This window comes from Acidimicrobiales bacterium, from assembly GCA_033344915.1.
Taxonomy (GTDB): domain Bacteria; phylum Actinomycetota; class Acidimicrobiia; order Acidimicrobiales; family Aldehydirespiratoraceae; genus JAJRXC01.
Genome location: JAWPML010000001.1, coordinates 3,248,058 through 3,269,642, shown reverse-complemented (window position 1 = coordinate 3,269,642; position 21,585 = coordinate 3,248,058). Strand labels below are relative to the sequence as shown.

Annotated in this window: 16 protein-coding genes and 1 tRNA gene; 13 read left to right on the top strand and 4 right to left on the bottom strand. The window is 69.1% G+C overall.

The genetic code is table 11. From position 1 onward, the window contains the following. Positions 1 to 71 precede the first annotated feature (71 nt). From dnaK to R8F63_15690, 4 genes are read left to right on the top strand one after another with little or no spacing between them, the layout of a single operon-like run. Positions 72 to 1,907 carry a molecular chaperone DnaK gene (gene dnaK / locus R8F63_15705; GenBank protein ID MDW3220057.1) on the top strand — a complete coding sequence of 612 codons (1,836 nt, stop codon included), beginning with the start codon at positions 72 to 74 and terminating at the stop codon, positions 1,905 to 1,907. Further along, positions 1,904 to 2,449: a nucleotide exchange factor GrpE gene (locus tag R8F63_15700; protein ID MDW3220056.1), complete on the top strand. Its 546-nt coding sequence runs from the start codon at positions 1,904 to 1,906 to the stop codon at positions 2,447 to 2,449. Before dnaK ends, R8F63_15700 begins: the two co-directional genes overlap by 4 nt. A gap of 53 nt (positions 2,450 to 2,502) precedes the next feature. Next, the gene (gene dnaJ / locus R8F63_15695) at positions 2,503 to 3,624 is read left to right on the top strand and encodes a molecular chaperone DnaJ (GenBank protein MDW3220055.1); all 1,122 of its coding nucleotides are present in this window, start codon (positions 2,503 to 2,505) and stop codon (positions 3,622 to 3,624) included. A gap of 2 nt (positions 3,625 to 3,626) precedes the next feature. Then, positions 3,627 to 4,013 carry a helix-turn-helix transcriptional regulator gene (locus tag R8F63_15690; GenBank protein MDW3220054.1) on the top strand — a complete coding sequence of 129 codons (387 nt, stop codon included), beginning with the start codon at positions 3,627 to 3,629 and terminating at the stop codon, positions 4,011 to 4,013. Positions 4,014 to 4,128: 115 nt separating this feature from the next. Here R8F63_15690 and R8F63_15685 read toward each other — a convergent pair whose 3' ends face one another. After that, positions 4,129 to 7,215 (bottom strand): tandem-95 repeat protein, encoded by a 3,087-nt coding sequence (locus R8F63_15685; GenBank protein MDW3220053.1) that lies wholly within the window; start codon positions 7,213 to 7,215, stop codon positions 4,129 to 4,131. Here R8F63_15685 and R8F63_15680 point away from each other — a divergent pair. The 5 genes from R8F63_15680 to R8F63_15660 all read left to right on the top strand — a co-directional run bounded on the left by R8F63_15680 (position 7,205) and on the right by R8F63_15660 (position 14,512). Next, positions 7,205 to 7,435, top strand: a complete 231-nt coding sequence (locus tag R8F63_15680; GenBank protein ID MDW3220052.1) for a hypothetical protein — start codon at positions 7,205 to 7,207, stop codon at positions 7,433 to 7,435. The genes R8F63_15685 and R8F63_15680 overlap by 11 nt on opposite strands. A 111-nt stretch (positions 7,436 to 7,546) precedes the next feature. Further along, the gene (locus R8F63_15675; protein MDW3220051.1) at positions 7,547 to 10,039 is read left to right on the top strand and encodes an AAA family ATPase; all 2,493 of its coding nucleotides are present in this window, start codon (positions 7,547 to 7,549) and stop codon (positions 10,037 to 10,039) included. Positions 10,040 to 10,130: 91 nt separating this feature from the next. Next, positions 10,131 to 12,023 (top strand): hypothetical protein, encoded by a 1,893-nt coding sequence (locus tag R8F63_15670; GenBank protein ID MDW3220050.1) that lies wholly within the window; start codon positions 10,131 to 10,133, stop codon positions 12,021 to 12,023. Between the two features lie 204 nt (positions 12,024 to 12,227). Then, positions 12,228 to 13,070 (top strand): hypothetical protein, encoded by an 843-nt coding sequence (locus R8F63_15665; protein ID MDW3220049.1) that lies wholly within the window; start codon positions 12,228 to 12,230, stop codon positions 13,068 to 13,070. A 161-nt stretch (positions 13,071 to 13,231) separates the two neighbouring features. Continuing rightward, complete coding sequence (locus R8F63_15660) at positions 13,232 to 14,512, top strand: adenylosuccinate synthase (GenBank protein MDW3220048.1); 1,281 nt, start codon at positions 13,232 to 13,234, stop codon at positions 14,510 to 14,512. Between the two features lie 22 nt (positions 14,513 to 14,534). Here the strand turns inward: R8F63_15660 and R8F63_15655 are convergent, their stop codons facing one another. Further along, positions 14,535 to 15,026 (bottom strand): hypothetical protein, encoded by a 492-nt coding sequence (locus tag R8F63_15655; protein MDW3220047.1) that lies wholly within the window; start codon positions 15,024 to 15,026, stop codon positions 14,535 to 14,537. 87 nt (positions 15,027 to 15,113) lie between these two features. Here R8F63_15655 and purB point away from each other — a divergent pair, with 87 nt between their 5' ends. Continuing rightward, on the top strand, positions 15,114 to 16,535 hold the full coding sequence (purB, locus tag R8F63_15650; protein MDW3220046.1) for an adenylosuccinate lyase: 1,422 nt from the start codon (positions 15,114 to 15,116) through the stop codon (positions 16,533 to 16,535). Between the two features lie 3 nt (positions 16,536 to 16,538). Here the strand turns inward: purB and R8F63_15645 are convergent, their stop codons facing one another. After that, positions 16,539 to 16,925 (bottom strand): hypothetical protein, encoded by a 387-nt coding sequence (locus tag R8F63_15645; protein MDW3220045.1) that lies wholly within the window; start codon positions 16,923 to 16,925, stop codon positions 16,539 to 16,541. 196 nt (positions 16,926 to 17,121) lie between these two features. On the opposite strand from R8F63_15645, the gene pyrE reads away from it, so the two are divergent. The 3 genes from pyrE to R8F63_15630 all read left to right on the top strand — a co-directional run bounded on the left by pyrE (position 17,122) and on the right by R8F63_15630 (position 21,429). Next, the gene (gene pyrE / locus R8F63_15640) at positions 17,122 to 17,667 is read left to right on the top strand and encodes an orotate phosphoribosyltransferase (GenBank protein ID MDW3220044.1); all 546 of its coding nucleotides are present in this window, start codon (positions 17,122 to 17,124) and stop codon (positions 17,665 to 17,667) included. Between the two features lie 157 nt (positions 17,668 to 17,824). Further along, complete coding sequence (locus R8F63_15635; protein MDW3220043.1) at positions 17,825 to 19,228, top strand: NAD-dependent malic enzyme; 1,404 nt, start codon at positions 17,825 to 17,827, stop codon at positions 19,226 to 19,228. A gap of 41 nt (positions 19,229 to 19,269) precedes the next feature. After that, positions 19,270 to 21,429 carry an FAD-dependent oxidoreductase gene (locus R8F63_15630; GenBank protein ID MDW3220042.1) on the top strand — a complete coding sequence of 720 codons (2,160 nt, stop codon included), beginning with the start codon at positions 19,270 to 19,272 and terminating at the stop codon, positions 21,427 to 21,429. 53 nt (positions 21,430 to 21,482) lie between these two features. On the opposite strand, the gene R8F63_15625 is transcribed toward R8F63_15630, so the two are convergent. Continuing rightward, positions 21,483 to 21,558 (bottom strand) — tRNA-Phe (locus tag R8F63_15625). Between the last annotated feature and the right edge of the window lie 27 nt (positions 21,559 to 21,585).

Genomic DNA, 21,585 nt, shown 5'->3' with positions numbered 1-21,585 from the left:
AATTTCCCCCGCTATGGTGCGGTTCAGACACCTGAACATCCCCCGGAAACCTCACGAAGGACACCTCTCGCATGCCCAAGGCCGTCGGTATCGATCTCGGCACCACCAACTCCGTCGTCTCCGTCCTGGAGGGCGGCGACCCCGTCGTGATCCCCAATGCAGAGGGATCACGCACCACCCCGTCCGTCGTCGCGTTCGCCAAGGACGGCGAAGTCCTCGTCGGTGAGGTCGCCAAGCGTCAGGCGATCACCAACCCCGATCGCACGATCCGCTCCGTGAAGCGCCATGTGGGCACCAACTGGACCGTCGACATCGACGGCAAGGCCTACACGAGCCAGGAGATCTCGGCCCGCACGCTGATGAAGCTCAAGCGCGACGCCGAGGAGTACCTGGGCGACACCGTCACCCAGGCGGTCATCACCGTCCCCGCGTACTTCGACGACGCCCAGCGCACCGCCACCCAGGAAGCCGGCCAGATCGCCGGTCTCGAGGTGCTGCGCATCATCAACGAGCCCACGGCCGCCGCGCTCGCCTACGGCCTCGACAAGGAGGACACGGATCAGACGATCCTCGTGTTCGACCTCGGCGGCGGCACCTTCGACGTGTCGGTCCTCGAGCTCGGCGACGGTGTCTTCGAGGTGAAGTCCACGGCGGGCGACACGAAGCTCGGTGGTGACGACTGGGACGATGCCGTCATCGACTGGCTCGCCGATTCGTTCAAGAACGACCACGGCGTCGACCTCCGCAAGGATGCGATGGCCGCCCAGCGGCTCAAGGAAGCCGCCGAGAAGGCCAAGATCGAGCTGAGCCAGACCCAGTCGACCCAGGTGAACCTGCCGTTCATCACGGCCACCGACGCCGGCCCGCTGCACCTCGACTACGAGCTGAGCCGGGCCAAGTTCCAGGACCTCACCGCGGACCTGCTCGCCCGCTGCAAGAAGCCGTTCGAGCAGGCGCTGAAGGATGCCGGGCTCAGCAAGGGTGAGATCGACCATGTCGTGCTCGTGGGTGGCTCCACCCGCATGCCCGCCGTCGCCAACCTCGTGCAGGAGATCGCGGGCAAGGAGCCGAACAAGACGGTCAACCCCGACGAGGTCGTCGCCATCGGTGCGTCGGTCCAGGCCGGCGTGCTCAAGGGCGAGGTCACCGACGTGCTCCTGCTCGACGTCACCCCGCTGTCGCTCGGCATCGAGACCAAGGGCGGCGTGATGACCACGCTGATCGAGCGCAACACCACCATCCCGACCCGCAAGAGCGAGACCTTCACCACGGCGGAGGACAACCAGCCGTCGGTCGAGATCCACGTGCTCCAGGGCGAGCGGGAGATGGCGCAATACAACAAGACGCTCGGCAAGTTCCAGCTCGTCGACCTGCCGCCGGCTCCCCGGGGCGTGCCCCAGATCGAGGTCGTGTTCGACATCGACGCCAACGGCATCGTCCACGTGAGCGCCAAGGACACGGCGACCAACAAGGAGCAGTCGATGACCATCACCGGTCAGAGCTCCCTGTCGGAGGACGTCATCGAGCAGATGGTGAAGGACGCCGAGGCCCACGCCGAGGAGGACCGCAACCGCAAGGAGGAAGCGGAGATCCGCAACACGGCCGACACCCTCGTGTACCAGACCGAGAAGCTGCTCAAGGACCAGGCCGACAACGTCAACGACGACGAGAAGTCGACGATCGAGGCGAAGCTCGAGGACGTGAAGACCGCGCTCGACGGCACCGACCTCGAGGCGATCAAGGACGCCACCGAGGGCCTGATGTCCGCCAGCCAGGAGTTCGGCCAGCGCCTCTACGAAGCCGCCGCTGCGGAGGACCGCGCCGCCGAAGCCGAGGCCAGCACCCCGGATGACGACGAGGTCGTCGACGCGGAGATCGTCGACGACGATGCCGAAGAGGCGTCGTGACCGACGAGGGTCGCTCCGTCGAGGACCCGGATCTGGACGAGTCGACCGGGGAGCGTGCGTCCCCCCCGCCCTCCCCGGTCGGCGAGTCCTTCGATGAGGTGTCGGTCGAGGGTCTGCTCGCCACGCTCGAGACCGTCACGGCCGAGCGCGACCAGCACCTCGCGGATCTCCAGCGCACCGGTGCCGACTTCGCGAACTTCCGCAAGCAGACCGAGAAGCGCCGCGCCGACATGGCCGCCCAGGCCGGGTCACGCGTGGCGGAGGCACTCCTGCCGGTGCTCGACGCGTGTGACGCGGCGGCCCAACAGGGCGTCGAGGGCGTCGAGCCGATCGCGGCGCAGCTGAAGAACGTGCTCCAGACATCGGGGCTCGAGGTGATCGAGGACGAGGGCGAGCCCTTCGATCCGAATCGCCACGAGGCCGCGATGAGCGAGCCGGGTGACGAGGGTCAGGACGTGGCCGTGGTCGAGGAGGTCCTCCGCACCGGCTACGCGTGGAACGGCCGGGTGCTTCGGGCCGCCATGGTCAAGGTGAAGGGCTGAGAAAGTACGGGGGTCTGACCCCCTGCGTACGTTCTCCCGAGAGGAGGTGACCCATGTCAGCTGAACCGCAGAAGGAGTGGTTCGAGAAGGACTACTACAAGACGTTGGGTGTCTCCGAGAAGGCGTCCGCGAAGGACATCACCAAGGCGTACCGCAAGCTCGCCCGCGAACTGCACCCCGACGCGAACCCCGGCGACGCGAAGGCCGAGACCCGCTTCAAGGAGGTCTCCTCCGCCTACGACGTCATCGGCGACGAGGAGAAGCGCAAGCGCTACGACGAGGTGCGGCGCATGGGTCCGATGGCCGGCGGGTTCGGGGGCCCCGGCGGGCCCGGCGGCCCCGGAGGTCCCGGCTTCAACGTCGGCTTCGACGACATCGGCGATCTGCTCGGCGGCCTCTTCGGCCGCGGCGGTCGCGGCGGTCGCGGTGCCCAGCAGCAGACCAGGGGCGAGCGGGGGGTCGACCTCGAGGCCGACCTCACCCTTGACTTCGACGATGCCGTGAACGGGCTCGAGACCACCATCACACTGACCAGTGAGGCGACCTGTTCGACCTGCTCGGGCAGTGGTTCGAATCCCGGGTCCACGCCCGAGACCTGTGCCGTCTGCAACGGGAAGGGCGTGCAGGACGAGAACCAGGGTCTGTTCAGCTTCAGCCGGCCCTGTACCGCCTGCGGTGGGCGCGGCGCGATCATCACCGATCCGTGCCGCACGTGTCAGGGCATCGGGGTCGAGGTACGTCCCCGCGACGTCAAGGTCCGCATCCCCGCGGGGGTGAAGTCCGGCCAGAAGATCCGACTGAAGGGGCGCGGCGGGCCCGGTCGTCTCGGCGGTCCGCCCGGCGACCTCTTCGTGCACGTGACCGTCGCCGATCATCCGCTCTTCGGCCGCAGCGGCAAGGACCTCACCATCGATGTCCCCATCACCTTCAGCGAGGCTGCCCTCGGTGCGAAGGTGAAGGTGCCGACCCTCGGCGGCGACCCGGTCACGATCAAGATCCCGCCCGGCACCGCCACCGGCAAGACCTTCCGGCTGCGAGGCAAGGGTGGCGACGGCGACCTGCTGGCCACCGTCGTCGTCGCCGTCCCGTCCAACCTGACCAGCGAACAACGAGCGGCAGTCGAGGCGCTGGCCGAAGCCACGCGAGAATCGCCCCGAGCCCATCTGGGAGTCTGACCATGGACAACGAACGCTTCCATCGAGCCGTCTACGTGATCTCCGTCGCCGCGGAGCTCGCCGGCGTGCACCCCCAGACGCTGCGTATCTACGAACGCAAGGGACTGGTCGATCCGGCCCGCACCGGTGGTGGCAGCCGCCGCTACAGCGACGCCGACATCGCCCTGCTCCAGCGCATCCAGGAGCTCACGAACGACGGACTCAACCTGGCCGGGGTGAAGCGCGTGCTCGCGCTCGAGGCGCGCGTCGCCGAACTCGAGGGTCAGCTCTCGGCTGCCCGCCGGCAGGCCGACACCGCGGCCGACCAGGTCCACCGGCAGTACCGCCGCGATCTGGTCCCCGTCCCGAACCGCAGCGTCACCCTCTACAAGCGTCAGCGCCGCAGCTGACCCCCCTGCCCTGCCCTGCGGGGGATCTCTGGTCACGAAGGGGTCGCCACATCGGGGAACGAGCGCCCGCCTTCGACCCTTTCGTGACCAGAGATCCTTCTTGGGACGGGAGAGGTCAGCCGAGATTGAGGAAGAGGCCGCTCGGGCGTCCGCCCGACATCGCGACCCACATGTCCTCGTGGTCGAACTGGAGGCGGAGCCGGAGCTCGCGGCCGGCCGCGATCGTGTAGTCGATGGACGCGAAGGTGAGTTCGTCGTAGACCCAGGTGCCGCCCTCGGGGACCCACTCGGCCTCGAAGCGGTCGGCCGAGGCGATGGTCGTGCAGCTCGAGCCTGCGCAGTCCAGCAGCCAGACGTAGGCGTGGACGTCCTTCTCGTCGTCGAAGTCCTTCAGCGCCGACCAGAGTTGCACGGTCGCGGTTCCCTGCAGATCGAGGCCGCCGGAGGGAACCGTGTAGCTCCAGGTCTGGTACTTGTCCCCGTCGGCCTCGAGCAGGCCCTTGTCGGTCTTGTCGATCCGCAGGCCGTCGTCGCCGTCCCCGTCCACGTCGGGTTCGGGGTTGGCGGCCGCGGGCGGAGACGAGACCAGGTCGTAGTCGCTCGCCGACGAGCCGGCGTCACCGAAGTAGAGCTGCAGGGAGGTGATGACCGGGTCGATCTGCAGCGTGACCGTGGCCGTGTCGGTCAAGCCGCCGTCGTCGACCGTCCGGTAGACGAAGCTGTCCGTGCCGTCCCACCCGGGATCAGGGGTGTAGGTGAACGAGCCGTTGCTCGAGAGCGAGAGCGTCCCGTTCGACGGTCCACTCACCGGCGAGGTCTGCACCGTCAGGGTCGCGCTGTCGACGTCGGTGTCGTTGCCGAGCAGGCCCGGGGCGGCGACGACGATCGAATCGTCCTCGTCCCCCGAGTAGCCGTCGTCCGACGCGACCGGCGCATCGTTCACCGGCGTCACCGTCAGCGTCACCGTGGCCGACCCGGACCCGCCGGCACCATCCGACACCTCGTAGGTGAACGTGGTGCTGCCGGTCGCGTTCAGCGCCGGCTTGAACGTGAAGTCACCGCCACCGAGGGACGCGAGCACCCCGAGACTCCCGCCGTCGCCGGAGTACGACACGAACGTGATCGGGTCGCCGTCGATGTCGGTGTCGTTGGTGAGCACGTCGAACGTGATCTGCGTGTCCTCGGGCGTTTCGATCTGGTCGTCGCCGGGATCCGGCGGATCGTTGACGTCGCCGATCTTGATGCGGAACCGGACTTCCGCGGAGCTGTCGTCGCCGCCGTCGGCGGTGCCACCGTTGTCGCGCAGCGTCACCCGCACGAGACTCGATCCCACCGTCTCCGCGCGAGGGGTGAAGGTCAGTCGCCCGTTGCCGTCGAGGGCGACCGCGCCGGAGAAGAGCGAGGGGTCGTCGACCGACACCGTGAACGAGACGGACTGGGACGACTCGTTCGTCGGGCCTGCGCTGATGGCCGAGGCCCAGATTGCCGAGTAGGGGCCGCTGTCCTCATTCACGATGACGTCGCCGGCGCCTGCGAACGTCGGCGCGTCGTTCACCGCGGCGACGTCGATCGAGATCGTGCCGTCGGCCGTGCGCTCGGTGTCGTTCTCCACGGTGTACGCGAGTTCCACCGCGCCGGATGCGTTCGGCGCGGGCACGTAGACGACCCGGTTGGCGACGATCGACGCCGAGTCGCCACTCCACCCGCCGACCCGTTCGATGGCCGTCACGGTGAGCGGCGACCCGTCGAGCGACGCGTCGTTCGCGGTGACATCGACGGTGACGGACACGTCCTCGACGGTGGCCGCGGTGTCGTCCATCGGAACGGGCGAGCCGTCCCAGGGACTCACGATGATCTCGATGGTGGCGTCGACACAGTCGCCGTCGGCGCGACAGACGCGCACCTCGGCGTTGACGGTGCCGGCGAACTCGGGCGGCGCCAGGAAGATCGCCACGCCGTTCTCGTCGATCACCAGGATGCCCTCGGTCGGCGGCTCGAGGATCGTCACGACCACCTCTTCGCCGGGGTACGCACCGGCGACGTCCACGGTGGCGGGCGCGCCGGCCACCGCTTCGAGGACCAGGTCGACGCCCTCGAACGGCACGGTCGTCGTGGTTGTCGTGGTGGTCTCGACGATGGTGGTCGTGGTTGTCGTGGTGGTCGTCGGCTCGTCGACGGCGCGCTCGATCGGCCGGGGGGCCGCGAGCTCCGGTTCGAGAACGGCGGTCGCCGGGATGAGGCCGAGTGCGGTGGAGGCGACGACGGTGGCCGCTGCGGTGGCGGCGCTGGTCACGGCGGGCACCGCCGTGCTCTGGCCGAGTGCGCCGAGGTTGCCGAGCCAGGAAAGCGGACCCATCACGAAGCGCAGTTTCCCGATGCCGATGTTGAGAAAGGCGCGCACGATCTCGGGATCGAACTGGGTCCCTGCACCCTTGGTGAGTTCCTCGCGGCCGAACTCCGGGGAGTGTGGAGGCTTGTACGACCGGGCGGAGGTGATGACGTCGAATGCGTCGGCAACGGAGACGATGCGACCGGACAGCGAGATCTCGTTTCCGGCGAGACCGTTCGGATAGCCCGTGCCGTCGAACCATTCGTGATGTTGGCTCGCGGCGTCGGCCCACTGGCCGAGCCAGGGCCGGAGCGGGTCGACCAACTCGCCACCGCGCGCCGGGTGCGAGCGGAGGATCCGCCATTCCTCATCCGTCGGCTTGCCGTCCTTCGTCAGGATCTCGGCCGGCACCTCGAGCTTGCCGACGTCATGGATGAGCCCCGCCCAGTGCAGCTTGGCCAGCTCGTCCTCGGGCAACCCGAGCTCCTCGCCGATCATGAGTGAGTAGGCCCGCACCCGTTCGGTGTGGCCGCGGGTCAGCCGGTCGTGATCGTTGAGCGCGGCGGCGAGGCGCAGGAGGTGCTCGGCGGCCTCCTGTGGGGTCTGTTCGTCGAGCGTCCCGTCATCGACGGACCGTTGGAGTTGTCGCACCGTGTTGCGCCGCATCGCGACGGAGAACCGTGACGGTGCCTGGTCGGGGAACACGAGCGAGATGTTGAACAGCGTCGCGACTGGCAGGACCCGCCGCATGACCTTCGCGGCTCGGACGATCACGAGTGTGGCCCCGGCGGTCAGGACGAGGAACCAGGCGGCCGTCGCGACCCACGTGTCCGGTCGGGCGACGACGCGTGTGGCGACCGTGATGAACGCCATCGACAAGATGATGGGCACCACGAAGACGACGACTTTCAAGAAGCCGGCGATCAGTGGGCGTCTCGCCCAGGCGCGGGTGGTGGTCTCGGACGACATACGTTCCGGTTCCCTGTCGACAGCGAAACGCGAATCTTCAGGACGCCACCGACCCGAAGGGATCTCTGGTCACGAAAGGGTCGGCCCACCGGCGAAATCAGCGGTCGATGCGACCCTTTCGTGACCAGAGATCCCAGGGAAGGGGAGGGCGGGGGAATAGATCGACCGCGGCCAAAGTTGAGTGTATTGCACTCAGGTTTTCTGCGCTACAATCATCGACCGGAGGTTCCCCCGCATGGCGCTCGATCCCAACCGCTGGACGCTCAAGACCACCGAGGCCTTCTCGGTGGCCACGGAGGCCGCCCGCGCCGCATCGCACCCCGAGGTGGTGCCCGCCCACCTGTTGAGCGCCCTGCTCGGCCAGGAGGAGGGCATCGTCCTGCCGATGCTCCACAAGGTGGGCGTCGACGTGCCGGCGGCCCGCAATGCCGCGGCGGATGCACTCGCGAAGCTGCCCAACGCCTACGGCTCCGACCCGCAGCTCTCCAAGGAGCTGCGCGAGGTCATGGAGGCCGCCGATCAGGTCCGTGAGGACCTCTCGGACGAGTACCTCTCCACCGAGCACCTCCTCATGGCGCTGGCGAACACCGTCGGTGTCGATCGCGAGACGCTGCTCGGCGCCCTGCGTGACGTGCGGGGCAGCCATCGGGTCACCAGCCAGACGCCGGAGAACCAGTACCAGGCGCTCGAACGCTTCGGGCGCGACCTCACCGAGGCGGCGGCGCAGGGCGAGCTCGACCCGGTCATCGGGCGCGACGACGAGATCCGGCGCGTCATCCGCGTCCTGGCCCGCCGCACCAAGAACAACCCGGTCCTCATCGGCGAGCCCGGCGTCGGCAAGACCGCGATCGTCGAGGGCCTCGCGGCCCGCATCGTGGAGGGCGACATCCCGGACTCGCTGAAGAACAAGCGGCTGATCAGCCTCGACATCTCGTCGATGGTCGCCGGCGCGAAGTACCGCGGCGAGTTCGAGGAGCGACTCCAGTCCGTCCTCAAGGAGATCGAGGACGCCGATGGCGAGATCATCACGTTCGTCGACGAGATGCACACCGTCGTGGGGGCCGGCGGTGGTGCCGACGGCGCCATGGACGCCGGCAACATGCTCAAGCCGATGCTCGCCCGCGGCAAGCTCCGCATGGTGGGCGCGACAACGCTCGACGAGTACCGCAAGTATGTCGAGAAGGACCCGGCCCTCGAACGTCGCTTCCAGCAGGTGCTGGTCGAACCGCCGTCGGTCGAGGCCGCGATCGCGATCCTCCGTGGTCTCAAGGAGCGCTACGAGGTGCACCACGGCGTGCGCATCCAGGACTCCGCCCTCGTCGCCGCGGCCGTCCTGAGCGATCGCTACCTGACCGGCCGTTTCCTGCCGGACAAGGCGATCGACCTGATCGACGAGGCCGGCTCGTCGCTGCGCATCGAGATCGACTCGGTGCCCACCGAGATCGACGTCGTCGAACGCCGCATCCGCCAGCTCGAGATCGAGCGGGTGGCCCTCGCCAAGGAGACCGACGCCCCGTCGGCCGAGCGGCTCGACGATCTCGATCGCGAGCTCGCCGACCTCACCGAGGAACTCAGCGGGCTCACCGCCACCTGGCAGGCGGAGAAGGACGCCATCGCGGAGCTGCGCGAACTCAACGAGGAACTCGACCAGCTCCGGGTCGCCGTCGAGCGCGAGAGCGACCTCGAGAAGGCCGCCGAGCTGCGCTACGGCCGGATCCCCGAGCTCGAGCGGCAGTTCGACATCGCCCGCGAGGAGCTCGACAAGATCCAGGCCGAGTCGTCGATGCTCAAGGAGGAGGTCGACGAGGAGGACATCGCCGAGGTGGTGAGCCGGTGGACGGGCGTACCCGTGTCCCGACTCCTGGAGGGCGAGATCCAGAAGCTCGTGCGGTTGGAGGATCACCTCCACGAACGCGTCGTCGGTCAGGACGATGCGGTCGGTGTGGTCGCGAACGCCATCCGTCGCAGCCGGGCCGGCCTGAGCGACCCGAACCGCCCCATCGGCAGCTTCCTGTTCCTCGGCCCGACCGGCGTCGGCAAGACCGAGCTGGCGCGCAGCCTCGCCGAGTTCCTGTTCGACGACGAGCGGGCGATGGTGCGCATCGACATGTCGGAGTACATGGAGAAGCACAGCGTGAGCCGTCTCATCGGCGCCCCGCCCGGCTATGTCGGCTACGACGAGGGCGGCCAGCTCACCGAGGTCGTGCGGCGCCGCCCGTATTCGGTCGTGCTGCTCGACGAGGTCGAGAAGGCGCACGGCGACGTGTTCAACGTGCTGCTCCAGCTGCTCGACGACGGTCGTCTGACCGACGGGCAGGGCCGCACCGTGGACTTCTCCAACGTCGTGCTCATCATGACGTCCAACCTGCCGGGCGACCCGCAGGACTTCTTCCGGCCGGAGTTCGTCAACCGCATCGACGACATCGTCCGCTTCCGGGCGCTGACCGAAGCGGACCTCGTGTCCATCGTCGACATCCAGCTGAGCGGCCTCGCCGAGCGCCTGGCGGCGCGACGCCTCGTGCTCGAGGTCACCGACGACGCCAAGAAGCTGATGGCGGCCCAGGGCTACGAACCGGCTTTCGGCGCCCGGCCCCTGAAGCGGCTGATCCAGCGCTCGATCGGCGATCCGTTGGCCATCGCCCTGCTCGAGGGGCGCTACACCGAAGGCGACACCGTGACCGTCGCTGTGGACGGGCCTGTGGACAACCCGGAGCTGGTCCTGCGCTGATCCGTGAGGTCGGCGCCCGATGCGGCCGGGGTATCACCCTCCGTGGGCACGGCGACCACTACGTTCGCGGCCAGGAGTACGGGAGAGCGATGTGACGTTGCGACAGCTGTGGAAACTGCTGTCCGGCGCCGCCTTGCTCGTCATCGGTCTGCTCGTCGGCGCCTCGTCGCCGGCGGCAGCCACGACGGGCGGGTGCGCCGGCGACTATGTCGTCGCGCTCGACGTCGCGGTCTGGTCCCGTTCGGGACACGACACCTACGGGTTCACGCTCAGCGAACCGCTGCCCGCGGGGGAGTGGTCGGTGCAGGCGAGCTCGTTCGACGTCTACCCGGGCCGTAGCGAGACGTCGCAGGATCAGGAGCAGTGGCTGCTCGACATCACCGGACACGTGGTGCTCGGCCCGACCAGCGATCTCGCCGACGGCGTCGACGCCGCGGCCGCCGTCGACCAGCTGGGCACGTTCGTGAGCGAGAGCGGCGTCTCCCACTTCACCGTCCGTCATGCCGCGCCGTCCACGCCGAAGGGCACCAACTCCGTCACCGCCCAGTGCGTCGCCTTCAGCCTCGTCGACCCGCCGACGACCACCACCACGACGGTTCCGTCCACGACGGTGCCGCCCACGACGGTGCCGCCCAGCACGGTGCCGCCCAGCACGGTGCCGTCCACGACGGTGCCGCCCACCACGGTGCCGCCGACGACGGTGCCGCCCACCACGGTGCCGCCCACCACGGCGCCGCCCACCACGGCGCCGCCCACCACGGCGCCGCCCACCACGGCGCCGCCCACGACCGCACCGCCACCGACGACCATCCCCGAGAAGATCGGCGTCATCCTCGCCGCGTCGGCCGTCGTGGACTGCGCGGCCGACGAGGTCATCGTCCTGCTCGGCAACCAGGGCGACACCGGCGCCACCGTCGACGTCGCGGTGCCCCGCGCCGGCGTCACCTCCGGACTCACGGTCGAAGCGGGCGCCATCACCACCTCCACACTGGCGATCGGCGACCTCGCCGGTACCAGCGAGATCCGCGTCTCCGACAGCATCACCGGCGAGACCCTCGCCCGGGCCGACCTGTCGGTCGACTGTGCCGATCCGGCCCGACCGACGGCCACCACGATCCTCGACTGCACGGCCGATGTCCTCGTCGTGCGGCTCGGCAACGACGCCGGCGACCCCGCCTCGCTCACCGTGCTCCACGAGCGGGTCGCCCTCGTCGCCGAGGTCACGGTCGCGGCCGGTGAGGCGATCGAGGTCGAGATCCCCTTGGCCGGAGCGGCGACGGTGCCGGTACGCGTCGTGGACGCCGCGGGCGCCGACGTCCTGCGCACCGAGATCGAGAACGTGTGCCCCGCCCCGGAGCCGCCCGATCCGGGCGATGACCCGCCGGCCGGCGAGCCGGGCGACGTCCCACTCGGCCCCCGGGTCGTGCGTACCGACTGTGACTCCGTGGCGGTCACCGGTACCGACCGGTTCGAGGTCGTCGTCGAGCTGGACGGCACGGTCGTGCTGGAGGGAAGCGCCGTCGGCGACACCGAGATCCCCGTACTCCCCGGTGCCCCGACGCGTGTGATCGTCAGCGAGCCCAAGGCACGCTCGCCCGATCAGGTGGTCGAACCCGATCCGTCCGGATGCGCCGACGTCCAGGTGATCGTCGAGCCCGACTGTCCGTCCGACTCCGCCGCGGTCAGTATCCGCCGTACCGGTGTCGGCCGTGAGCGCTTCGTCGTGCTCGTCGACGGCGCCGTCGCGGGTGTGCTCGCGCTCGAGGGCACCGGCACCGGTCGCGTCCCGGTCGCGCTCGGCGACACCCGTGCCGAACTCACCGTTTCCCGCTCGATGGCGGCCGCCCCGATCGTCGTCGGCAGCATCTCCTGCACCGTCGATGACGGGGTCGCAGGACCCATTGCCGCATCGCTGGTCGTGCTCGCGGTGATCGCCAGCGCTGCCGGCGCCTTGCCGTGGCCGCTCAGATTGGCGTCGTTGTAGGCAAAACGCCGGTTCGATCACGCTTCGTGGTCGCCTGATGAGACTTGGGTATCCCGGCCTATTGTTCACCCGGATCGGCGGCCCGTACGCTGGTCTTCACGGGGAGGCAACGACCCGTCGGACTGCAATTGGTCGCTTCGTCCGACGGTGAGCCAGAGCGAAACCGACCCCACCCAAGCGTCTCACCTTGAGAGGTCGGTTTCCATGTTCACCCGTACGAGGACAGCACTCATCGCCGTTGCGATCCTCGCCCCCTTCCTGGTGCCGACTGCGGTCAACGCCCAGTCCGGCCCGGCCACGTGCGGGGGCGACACCCTGACCCCGGTGAACTTCCCGAACGTCGGCTTCAACGCCGGTGTCGCGGCGACGATCGTTTCCGGCAACTCGTACTACAACCGGTCGAAGACCGTCGCGGCCGACGTCCCGGCCGGCGAGTACATCATCAACACCGTCGCGTACGACGGGTACGACGATCGCGTCAACACGGTCCCGCAGATGTACGAGCAGTACGTCCTGCAGTTCATCGACGACGCCGGCATCGTCATCGCCGGCACCGGCATGACCGCCGATCTCGTCGACGGGGTGAGCGAGGCCCAGTGGTCCGGCTCGGTCGGCACGGTCGTGCTCAACCGCCCGGCCGTCGCGATCCGGGCCCGGCACGCGTTCGCCAACGACGCCGCCGTCAACGCCGAGGGTGGCGCCAACTCGGTGCAGCCGGTCTGCGTCGGCTTCTCGCTGGTGCCGCCGCCGACGACGACGACCACCACCACGTCGACGACCACGACGACCACCACGTCGACGACCACGACCTCGACGACCACGACGACGGAGCCGCCGGTCAGCACCACCACGGAGCCGCCGGTCAGCACCACGACGGAGCCGCCGGTCAGCACGACGACGATCGAGCCGCCGAGCAGCACCACGATCGCTCCGACGACCACGACGACGGCACCGCCCACCACGACCACCACGATCCTGCCGCCCACACCGCCGCAGCCGATGGATCCGGAGGATCCGGTCGACGGGGATCCCACCTTCACCGGTTGATCTCGTCGTCGGCACCACGTCGAGGGCCGTGATCATCGAATGCACCCTGGACAACAGGAGGCGAGCCCCAGCGGCTCGCCTCTTGCCGTTTTCCGGCGAGCGGATACACGGCGATCCGGTTAGCCTCGTTCGGTAACGCAATTCCTCGAGAGGAGAGCGCCGTGCCCGCGACCGTCGTCGTCGGTACTCAGTGGGGTGACGAAGGCAAGGGGAAGTTCACCGACCTCGTCGCCAAAGAGATGGAGATGGTCGTCCGCTACCAGGGCGGCCACAACGCGGGCCACACGCTCGTGGTCGACGGTGAGACCTTCGCCCTCCAGCTCGTACCGAGTGGAATCCTCTACGACCACATCACCCCGGTGATCGGCAACGGGGTGGTCGTCGATCCTCGTGTGCTGCTCGCGGAGATGGACACGCTCGAGGCCAAGGGCGTCGACTGCAGCGCTCTCAAGGTGTCCGGCAACGCCCACCTGATCATGCCGTACCACCAGGAGCTCGACTCGCTCCACGAGCGCCATCTCGGCGACGGCAAGCTCGGCACCACCAAGCGCGGCATCGGCCCGGCCTATGCCGACAAGGCGATGCGGCTCGGGCTCCGCGTCCAGGATCTCCAGGACCCGAAGATCTTCCGTCAGAAGCTCGATGTCGTCCTCGGCCACACCAACCAGGTGCTGACCAAGGTGTTCAACCGGCTCCCGGTCGATGCCGACGAGATCGCGTCGCAGTATCTCGACGAGTGCGCCCCTCGGGTCATCCCGCACATCGCCGACGCGATCGCGCTGGTCCACAATGCCCTCGAGACCGGACAGGGCGTCCTGCTCGAAGGCGCGCAGGCAACCTTCCTCGATCTCGATCACGGCACGTATCCGTTCGTGACCTCGTCCAACCCGGTCGCCGGCGGCGCGTGCACCGGTGCGGGTGTCGGGCCGCGTGACATCGATCGGATCATCGGGATCGCCAAGGCCTACATCACCCGGGTGGGGTCCGGCCCGTTCCCGACGGAGCTCTTCGACGACATCGGCGATCATCTCGTCGATGTCGGCCACGAGTACGGCACCAACACCGGGCGGCGCCGCCGCCCCGGTTGGTTCGACGCGGTGATGATGCGCCAGGCCGTGCGGGTCAACTCACTGTCGGAGATCGCGTTGACGAAGCTGGACGTGCTCGATGCGCTCGACACGTTGCAGGTGTGCGTCGCCTACGACGTGCACGGCACCCGCGTCGAGCAGATGCCGTACCACCAGAGTGAACTGCACGCGGCCACGCCGATCTACGAGGAGCTGCCGGGGTGGCAGACCGACATCTCCGGCGTCACGAGTCCCGACGACCTCCCGGCGAACGCGGCGGACTACATCGCTTTCCTCGAAGCGCAGGTCGGCGTGCCGATCCGCCTGGTCGGCGTCGGCCCCGGTCGCGAGCAGTTCCTCGACCGGGTGGCGTGATCCTCTCCACCGGCTGTCGCCGTCAGCCGAAAGGCTGGCTCCAGTCGATGGGCGGTGCCACACCGTCGGCCGGTTCGTTCCCGCTCGGCGGCGGGGGCGGAGGTGGTGGCGGCGGATCGTTGAACACGTCCGCCAGTTCGCTCGCCACCGCGGCGCCGTCGTCCGGCACCGCGGCCGGCACACGCTCGAGGTCCTCCTCGGTCGGTGCCAGCGGGTCCTGGAGCACCGGATCGGTGATCTCGACGGCCTCGGCGACGGCAACGGCAGCGTTCGCGGGAGTCGCTCGCCGAGCCTCGAAGGCCTTGACGATGCGCTTCATCTCGCGCTTGGGCATCTCGGCGCGCGACGCATGGTTTCGCACCCCGCCGGCCACCATGGCGCACTCCTTGCAAAGCGGCTGGCCGGTCGGGAAGAGCAGGCACATTTCGCAGAATTCCATGCCGCAGCGGCGGCACACGTCCTCCGCGGACTCGAATGTATGGTCCCGGCAGAGGCCGGTGATCTCGACGGTCACGATCGCAGTTCCTCCGTTCCAACTCCTCCCGTCGGCACGGACCCCGGCTTTCTTGATGAGTCGATCGGCCAGTGAAAGGGTCAATCCGTGAGCGATCCCATGCCCAACCTCCTCTCGGAGCGCTACGCGAGCGCGGCGATGAACGCGATCTGGTCGCCGGATCGCAAGATCGTGCAGGAGCGGCGCCTGTGGTTGGCGGTGTTGCGGGCGCAGGCCCAACTGGGCGTCGACGTGCCGGACGGGGTCATCGACGACTACGAGCGGGTCATCGATCAGGTCGATCTCGCCTCGATCGCCGAACGGGAGGCGATCACCCGCCACGACGTGAAAGCCCGCATCGAGGAGTTCTGTGCGCTGGCCGGCCACGAGCACATCCACCGGGGGATGACCTCGCGCGATCTCACGGAGAACGTCGAGCAGCTCCAGGTGCGCGAGGCGCTCGAGTTGATCCGGGACCGGCTCGTCGCCGTTCTGGCCCGGGTCGGCGGCCTCGCCGCGACCCACGCCGATCGCGTGATCGTCGCCCGCACCCACAATGTGTCGGCCCAGGCGACGACGGTGGGGAAGCGGTTCGCCGACGTGGCCGAGGAGATGATGATCGGCCTCGAACGAGTGGAGGGGCTCCTCGAGCGTTATCCGCTCCGCGGGATCAAGGGCCCGGTGGGGACCCGCCTCGACCAGCTCGATCTGCTCGGCGACTCGTCGAAGGTGGATGCGCTGGAGCAGGCCGTCGCCGACCATCTCGGGTTCAGCCGGGTGGTCGACAGTGTCGGCCAGGTCTACCCACGGTCGCTCGATCTCGACGTCGTGTCCGCCCTCGTGCAGGCCGTCTCCGGTCCGTCGAGTGCCACCATCACGCTCCGACTGATGGCCGGTCAGGAGCTCGCCACCGAAGGGTTCCGGCCCGGCCAGGTCGGGTCGACGGCCATGCCCCACAAGATGAACGCCCGCAGCGCGGAACGCGTCGGCGCTCTGCGGACCGTGCTCGATGGTCACCTCACCATGGCCTCGAGCCTCGCCGGCCGGCAGTGGAACGAGGGTGACGTCAGCTGCTCGGCCGTACGCCGGATCATGCTGCCCGATGCCTTCCTCGCGACGGACGGCCTCCTCCAGACCGCGATGGTGGTCTTCGAGGAGCTCGGTGTGTTCCCCGCGGTGATCGATGCCGAGCTCGCCCGGGACCTGCCGTTCCTCGCGACCACCCGGGTCCTGACCGCCGCGGTGGACGCCGGCCTCGGACGGGAGGAAGCCCACGAGCTGGTGAAGGAGCACGCGGTCGCCGCGGCCCTCGCCCGCCGCGAGGCCGGCGACGCGGCGTCGCTGGTCGATCGGTTGGCCGACGACGAACGGATTCCGCTCGATCGGGCCGCCATCGATGCGCTGCTCGCCGATCCGGCGTCGTTCACCGGCACGGCCATCGACCAGGTGCGCCGGGTGGTGGCCCGGGTCGACAAGATCGTGGCGCAGCACCCCGAGGCGGCCGCCGCCGGCTCCGAGGTGCGGGTCTGACGCTCAGGCGCCCCGGCTGACCCCGGCCCGCTTCAGAACCGATGCCGGCACGCCGACCTCGCGCCACGCGGCGTAGGAGATGCCTTTGCGCTGCCCGTAGCCGGCGGCCGCGGCGACGAACCCGTCCTCGAGTGCGGACAGGTCGACGGTCGTCTCGGCCGCTTCGATCGCCGACTCGAGATCGAGTCGCTCCTGGACCAGCCGGAGCCGGGTCATCGGGTCGGCTTCGGCGAGCGTCGTCTCGATCGCGGCCAGCCGGGCCCGCATGGACTCGGGCGTGCGCTTGCGGCCCCGCTTCGGCTTGTGGGCCTCGAGGGCTTCGAGATAGGCGCGAACGGCTCGACCCTGGGCCCGCCCCTCGGCCAGCGCGGCCTTGTGCTCATCGGTCATTTCCCTGCGGGACGCCATCGGATGTCCTTGTCGGAGTGGTCAGAGGTCTTCCGCCGGTACTGGGGAGACCATATCGGCAAAACCGGTCGATGTATATCGCGCCAATCGAGCGGAGACATTTGTGCGATTCGGACCGCTTGTCATTTGCCGAGGAGGGCGAAAACCGCCGTCGATGCCGGCGGCTAGGGTCGGCCGCATGGCATCTGACGCACTCGTCGCCCACCTCCGGCAACACTCGGTCCGCGAGGGTGACTTCACCCTGAAGTCCGGCCGGAAGAGCCGCTGGTTCATCGACTCGAAGCAGACCGCGTGTCGACCGGACGGAATCCTCGCGGTGGCCGATGCCGCATTGATGGTCATCCCGCCGGAGGCGACGGCGATCGGCGGGCTCACGATGGGCGCCGACCCCGTGGCGTTCGGGATCGCCGCGGTCGCGGCGACGCGCGGCCGGGATCTGCGGTCGTTCTCGATCCGCAAGGAGGCGAAGGACCACGGCGTCACCGGCCGGCTCGCCGGTGCCCTGCAGGAGGGGGACAAGGTCGTCATCACCGAGGACACCGTCAGCCGCGGTGTCTCCCTGCTCGAAGCCGCCGACGTCGTCCGCCAACTGGGTGCCGACCCGATCCTGATCCTCGCCATCGTCGACCGGGGCGGCACCTGCGCGGCCATGGCCGCCGAGGCCGGGATCCCCTTCTCCCCCCTCGTGACCGCCATGGACCTCGGCTTCACCTACGACGACTGACCGTCCACCTCCCCGAGAGGGGGATCTCTGGTCACGAAAGTGTCGCTTCGCCGGCTCTGAACCGGGTTCGTACGACACTTTCGTGACCAGAGATCCCGAGACAGAGATACCGAGACAGGGATCCCGAGACAGGGGGGCCGCCGATAGCGTTTGATCTGTGCAGAACGCTCCGACCGCCGCCTATTCGATCACGCTCAAGATCTCGCTCGACAACGTGCCGGGCACGCTCGGGCGCTTCGCCGCCGCGATCGGCGAGGCCGGGGGCAACATCGCCGCCATTCCCGGGTTCGAGGCGAAGGGGCCCACGGTGGTGCGGGCGATCGACGTGCACTGCCGGTCGGAGGAACACGCCGAGCAGGTCGCTGCCGCGGTCGACGCGCTCGACGGGGTCAGCGTGCTCGAGTGGTACGACCGTACCTACAAGCTCCACGAGGGCGGCAAGATCGAGGTGCTGCCGCTCTGCTCGGTCGGCGACGCGGACGATCTTGCGATGGCCTACACACCCGGCGTGGCTCGCGTCTGCATGAGCATCCACGACGACGAGTCGCTCGCCCACCAGTACACGATCAAGAAGAACACGGTCGCGATCGTCAGCGACGGCAGTGCGGTGCTCGGGCTCGGCAACATCGGCGCGAAGGCGGCCATGCCGGTCATGGAGGGCAAGGCGCTCCTGTTCAAGGAGTTCGCGGGCGTGGATGGGTTCCCCATCTGCCTCGACACCCAGGACACCGAGGAGATCATCGAGACGGTGATCCGGATCGCCCCGACCTTCGGTGGCATCAACCTCGAGGACATCGCGGCGCCGGCCTGCTTCGAGATCGAGGCGCGGCTCAAGGCGGCCCTCGACATCCCCGTGTTCCACGACGACCAGCACGGCACCGCGGTGGTCGCGCTGGCCGCGCTGAACAACTCGCTGAAGCTGGTCGACAAGAAGATGGGCGACATCAGCGTCGTGATCTCCGGCATGGGCGCGGCCGGCGTGGCGTGCGGCAAGATCCTGCTCGACGCCGGTGTCGGCGAGGTCGTCGGCGTCGACAGCACGGGGGCCGTCTACTCCGGGCGCGACCGGCTCAACGAGGCCAAGACCTGGTTCGCCGAGAACACCAACAAGGACCGCAAGGCCGGCACTCTCCAGGAGATGCTCGTCGGCGCAGACGTGTTCATGGGCGTGAGCGCGCCGAACCTCATCGACGCCTCGGACCTGCGCAAGATGGCGAAGGATCCCATCGTGTTCGCCATGGCGAACCCGGATCCCGAGATCCGTCCGGAGCAGGCCGACGGTCTGGCCGCCGTGATGGCGACGGGTCGTTCGGACTTCCCGAACCAGATCAACAACGTCCTGGCCTTCCCCGGGATCTTCCGCGGCGCGCTCGACGCCAACGCCCACAGCGTCACCGAGAACATGAAGGTCGCGGCCGCCACCGCGATCGCCGACTGTGTGTCGGAGGACGAGCTCGACCCGGCCTTCGTGGTGCCGAGCGTGTTCGATCGTTCGGTCGCTCCGGCGGTCGCGTCGGCCGTCGCGGTGGCGGCGGTCGCCGACGACGTCATCCGCGGCTGACGGTTCGGCGCCGGCCACCGGCGAGTCCTAGGGTCGGCGCGATGAACGCGCCGGCGCCCGTCTATCGCCATCTCCTGTCACCGATCGCGATCGGGACCATGGAGTTGCGCAACCGCATCGTGATGGCGCCGATGGGCGTGGAGATCGTCGACAGCGACGGCATGGCGAACGACGCGATCGCGGCCTACTACGAGGAGCGCGCCCGCGGTGGCGTCGGTCTCATCATCACCGAGGTGACGGCCATCGCGTATCCCCGCGGCGCCAACTCGATCCACCAGCTCGGGGCCTCCGACGACGCGTTCGTCCCCGCCCTGCGCCGGCTCACGGATCGGGTGCACGCGCACGGTGCGAAGATCGCCCTGCAGCTCGTCCACCACGGGAAGATCTCGCGGGTCGACACCATGGAGGGACGGCCGGTGCCCGTGCCGTCGCTCGAGCAGTACAAGGGCTCGATGTCCATGGCCAACGACCTCACGCTCGACGAGATGATGAAGATGGCCAAGGCGAGCGGCGGGAAGGCACCCGACTACAAGGAGATGGACGCGGACGACATCGCGCGGACCACCGACGATTTCGCGAGTGCGGCGGTGCGGGCGCAGGCCGCCGGGTTCGACGGCGTGGAGATCCACGGGGCGCACGGCTACCTGCTGTCGAGCTTCCTGTCGCGGGCGTTCAACCATCGCGACGATGCGTACGGCGGCTCGGTCGAGAACCGCTCCCGCTTCCTCTGCGAGGTCATCGCCGAGACCAAGCAGCGCTGCGGCGCCGACTTCCCGGTGTGGTGCCGCCTCGACGCACGGGAGTACCGCACCCCCGACGGCATCGAGTTCGAGGACACGATGGTCACCGCGCGGCTCGCGGTGGAGGCGGGCGCGGATGCGATCCATCTGAGTGCCTACGGCGACATGACCGACGGGTCCGCGTTCACCGAGGGGACGCTGCCCCACACCGAGGCGAAGCACGCCGCGCTGAGTGCCCGGCTGAAGAAGGCCGTGGACGTGCCGGTGATCGGCGTCGGCCGGATCCGGCCGGAGGTGGGCGACGACATGGTCGCCTTCGGCAAGGCGGACCTCATCGCGATGGGACGCCAGATGCTCGCCGATCCGGAGACGGCGAAGAAGCTCGTCGAGGGTCGGGAGGCGGACATCCGGCCCTGCATCAACTGCTACACCTGCGTCGCTCGTCCCTTCTTCGACGAACGGGTGCGCTGCGCGGTCAATCCCGTGCTGGCGAACGAGGTCGAGCTCGCTGACGTCGAACGGTCGACGGCGGCCGTCGCCAAGCGGGTCGTGATCGTCGGCGGTGGGCCGGCGGGCATGGAAGCGGCGCGGGTTGCGGCCCTGCGGGGTCACCACGTCACGCTGTTCGAGGCGTCGTCGCAGCTCGGCGGCGCGTTGCGGTTCGCGGCGCTCGTCTATGAGCCGAACCTGCGACTCCTGCGCTGGCTCACCCGGCAGATGGAGACGCTGCCGATCGATGTCCGGGTCGACACCGAGGCCACGCCGGACATGGTCGCCGCCCTGTCACCCGACGCCGTGATCGTGGCCACCGGCGCGGCGCGGCTGCGGTCGTCGGTCCCCGGTGCGACGCAGGACTTCGTCGTCGACGGTGATGATCTGCGGGCCATGCTCACCGGCAGCGGCGATGTCGCGGCGGCCATGAAGAAGCTGCCCCGGATGGGCCGCCTCGCGGCGACGGTCGGGCGTCGCCTCGGCCTGCTGAACGACCCCGAGCGTCTCGCGAAGCTGACCGAGCACTACATGCCGATCGGCACGCGCGTCGCGGTCATCGGTGGCGGGCTGGTGGGCATCGAGCTGGCCGAGTTCCTCGTCGACCGGGGTCGCACGGTCACGGTGCTCGAGGAGGAGTCGGTGCTGGCGACCGAGATGGCGCATCCCCGGAGGTGGCGGGTGCTCACCGACCTGCGCGACCACGGGGCCGAGCTGATCGGGGAGGCAACCGTCACCGGGATCGGCGACGGTGTCGTGCACTACATGATCGGTGACGACGAGGACGGTGCGGCGTCGTCCGTGGACGTCGACTCCGTGGTCATCGCCACGGGCCTCGTGGGCGACGAGACGGTCGCCAACCGGTTCCGCGCCGCGGGAATCGAGCCCGTCGTCATCGGTGACTGCACCGGGGTCGGCTATCTCGAGGGGGCCATGACCGACGGTTTCCACGCCGGCCACGCCCTCGGCTGAACCGATCGGCGTCAAAACGGTGACGGCCCGGCGCTCGGGCCGGGCCGCCGGTGTGGTGGTCGGGACCGGCGTCGATCCGGTGACCTACCGCTTTTCAGGCGGTCGCTCTGCCAACTGAGCTACCCGACCCCACGAACGGCCACCCGAATCGGGTGG

What these genes read in the sequence shown, in the direction of transcription:
- R8F63_15685 (MDW3220053.1), bottom strand. Translation starts at nt 7,215, where the DNA reads ATGGCGTTCATCACGGTCGCCACACGCGTCGTCGCCCGACCGGACACG.
- R8F63_15630 (MDW3220042.1), top strand. Translation starts at nt 19,270, where the DNA reads ATGAACGCGCCGGCGCCCGTCTATCGCCATCTCCTGTCACCGATCGCG.
- R8F63_15690 (MDW3220054.1), top strand. Translation starts at nt 3,627, where the DNA reads ATGGACAACGAACGCTTCCATCGAGCCGTCTACGTGATCTCCGTCGCC.
- R8F63_15665 (MDW3220049.1), top strand. Translation starts at nt 12,228, where the DNA reads ATGTTCACCCGTACGAGGACAGCACTCATCGCCGTTGCGATCCTCGCC.
- dnaJ (MDW3220055.1), top strand. Translation starts at nt 2,503, where the DNA reads ATGTCAGCTGAACCGCAGAAGGAGTGGTTCGAGAAGGACTACTACAAG.
- R8F63_15645 (MDW3220045.1), bottom strand. Translation starts at nt 16,925, where the DNA reads ATGACCGATGAGCACAAGGCCGCGCTGGCCGAGGGGCGGGCCCAGGGT.
- pyrE (MDW3220044.1), top strand. Translation starts at nt 17,122, where the DNA reads ATGGCATCTGACGCACTCGTCGCCCACCTCCGGCAACACTCGGTCCGC.
- dnaK (MDW3220057.1), top strand. Translation starts at nt 72, where the DNA reads ATGCCCAAGGCCGTCGGTATCGATCTCGGCACCACCAACTCCGTCGTC.
- R8F63_15680 (MDW3220052.1), top strand. Translation starts at nt 7,205, where the DNA reads ATGAACGCCATCGACAAGATGATGGGCACCACGAAGACGACGACTTTC.
- R8F63_15675 (MDW3220051.1), top strand. Translation starts at nt 7,547, where the DNA reads ATGGCGCTCGATCCCAACCGCTGGACGCTCAAGACCACCGAGGCCTTC.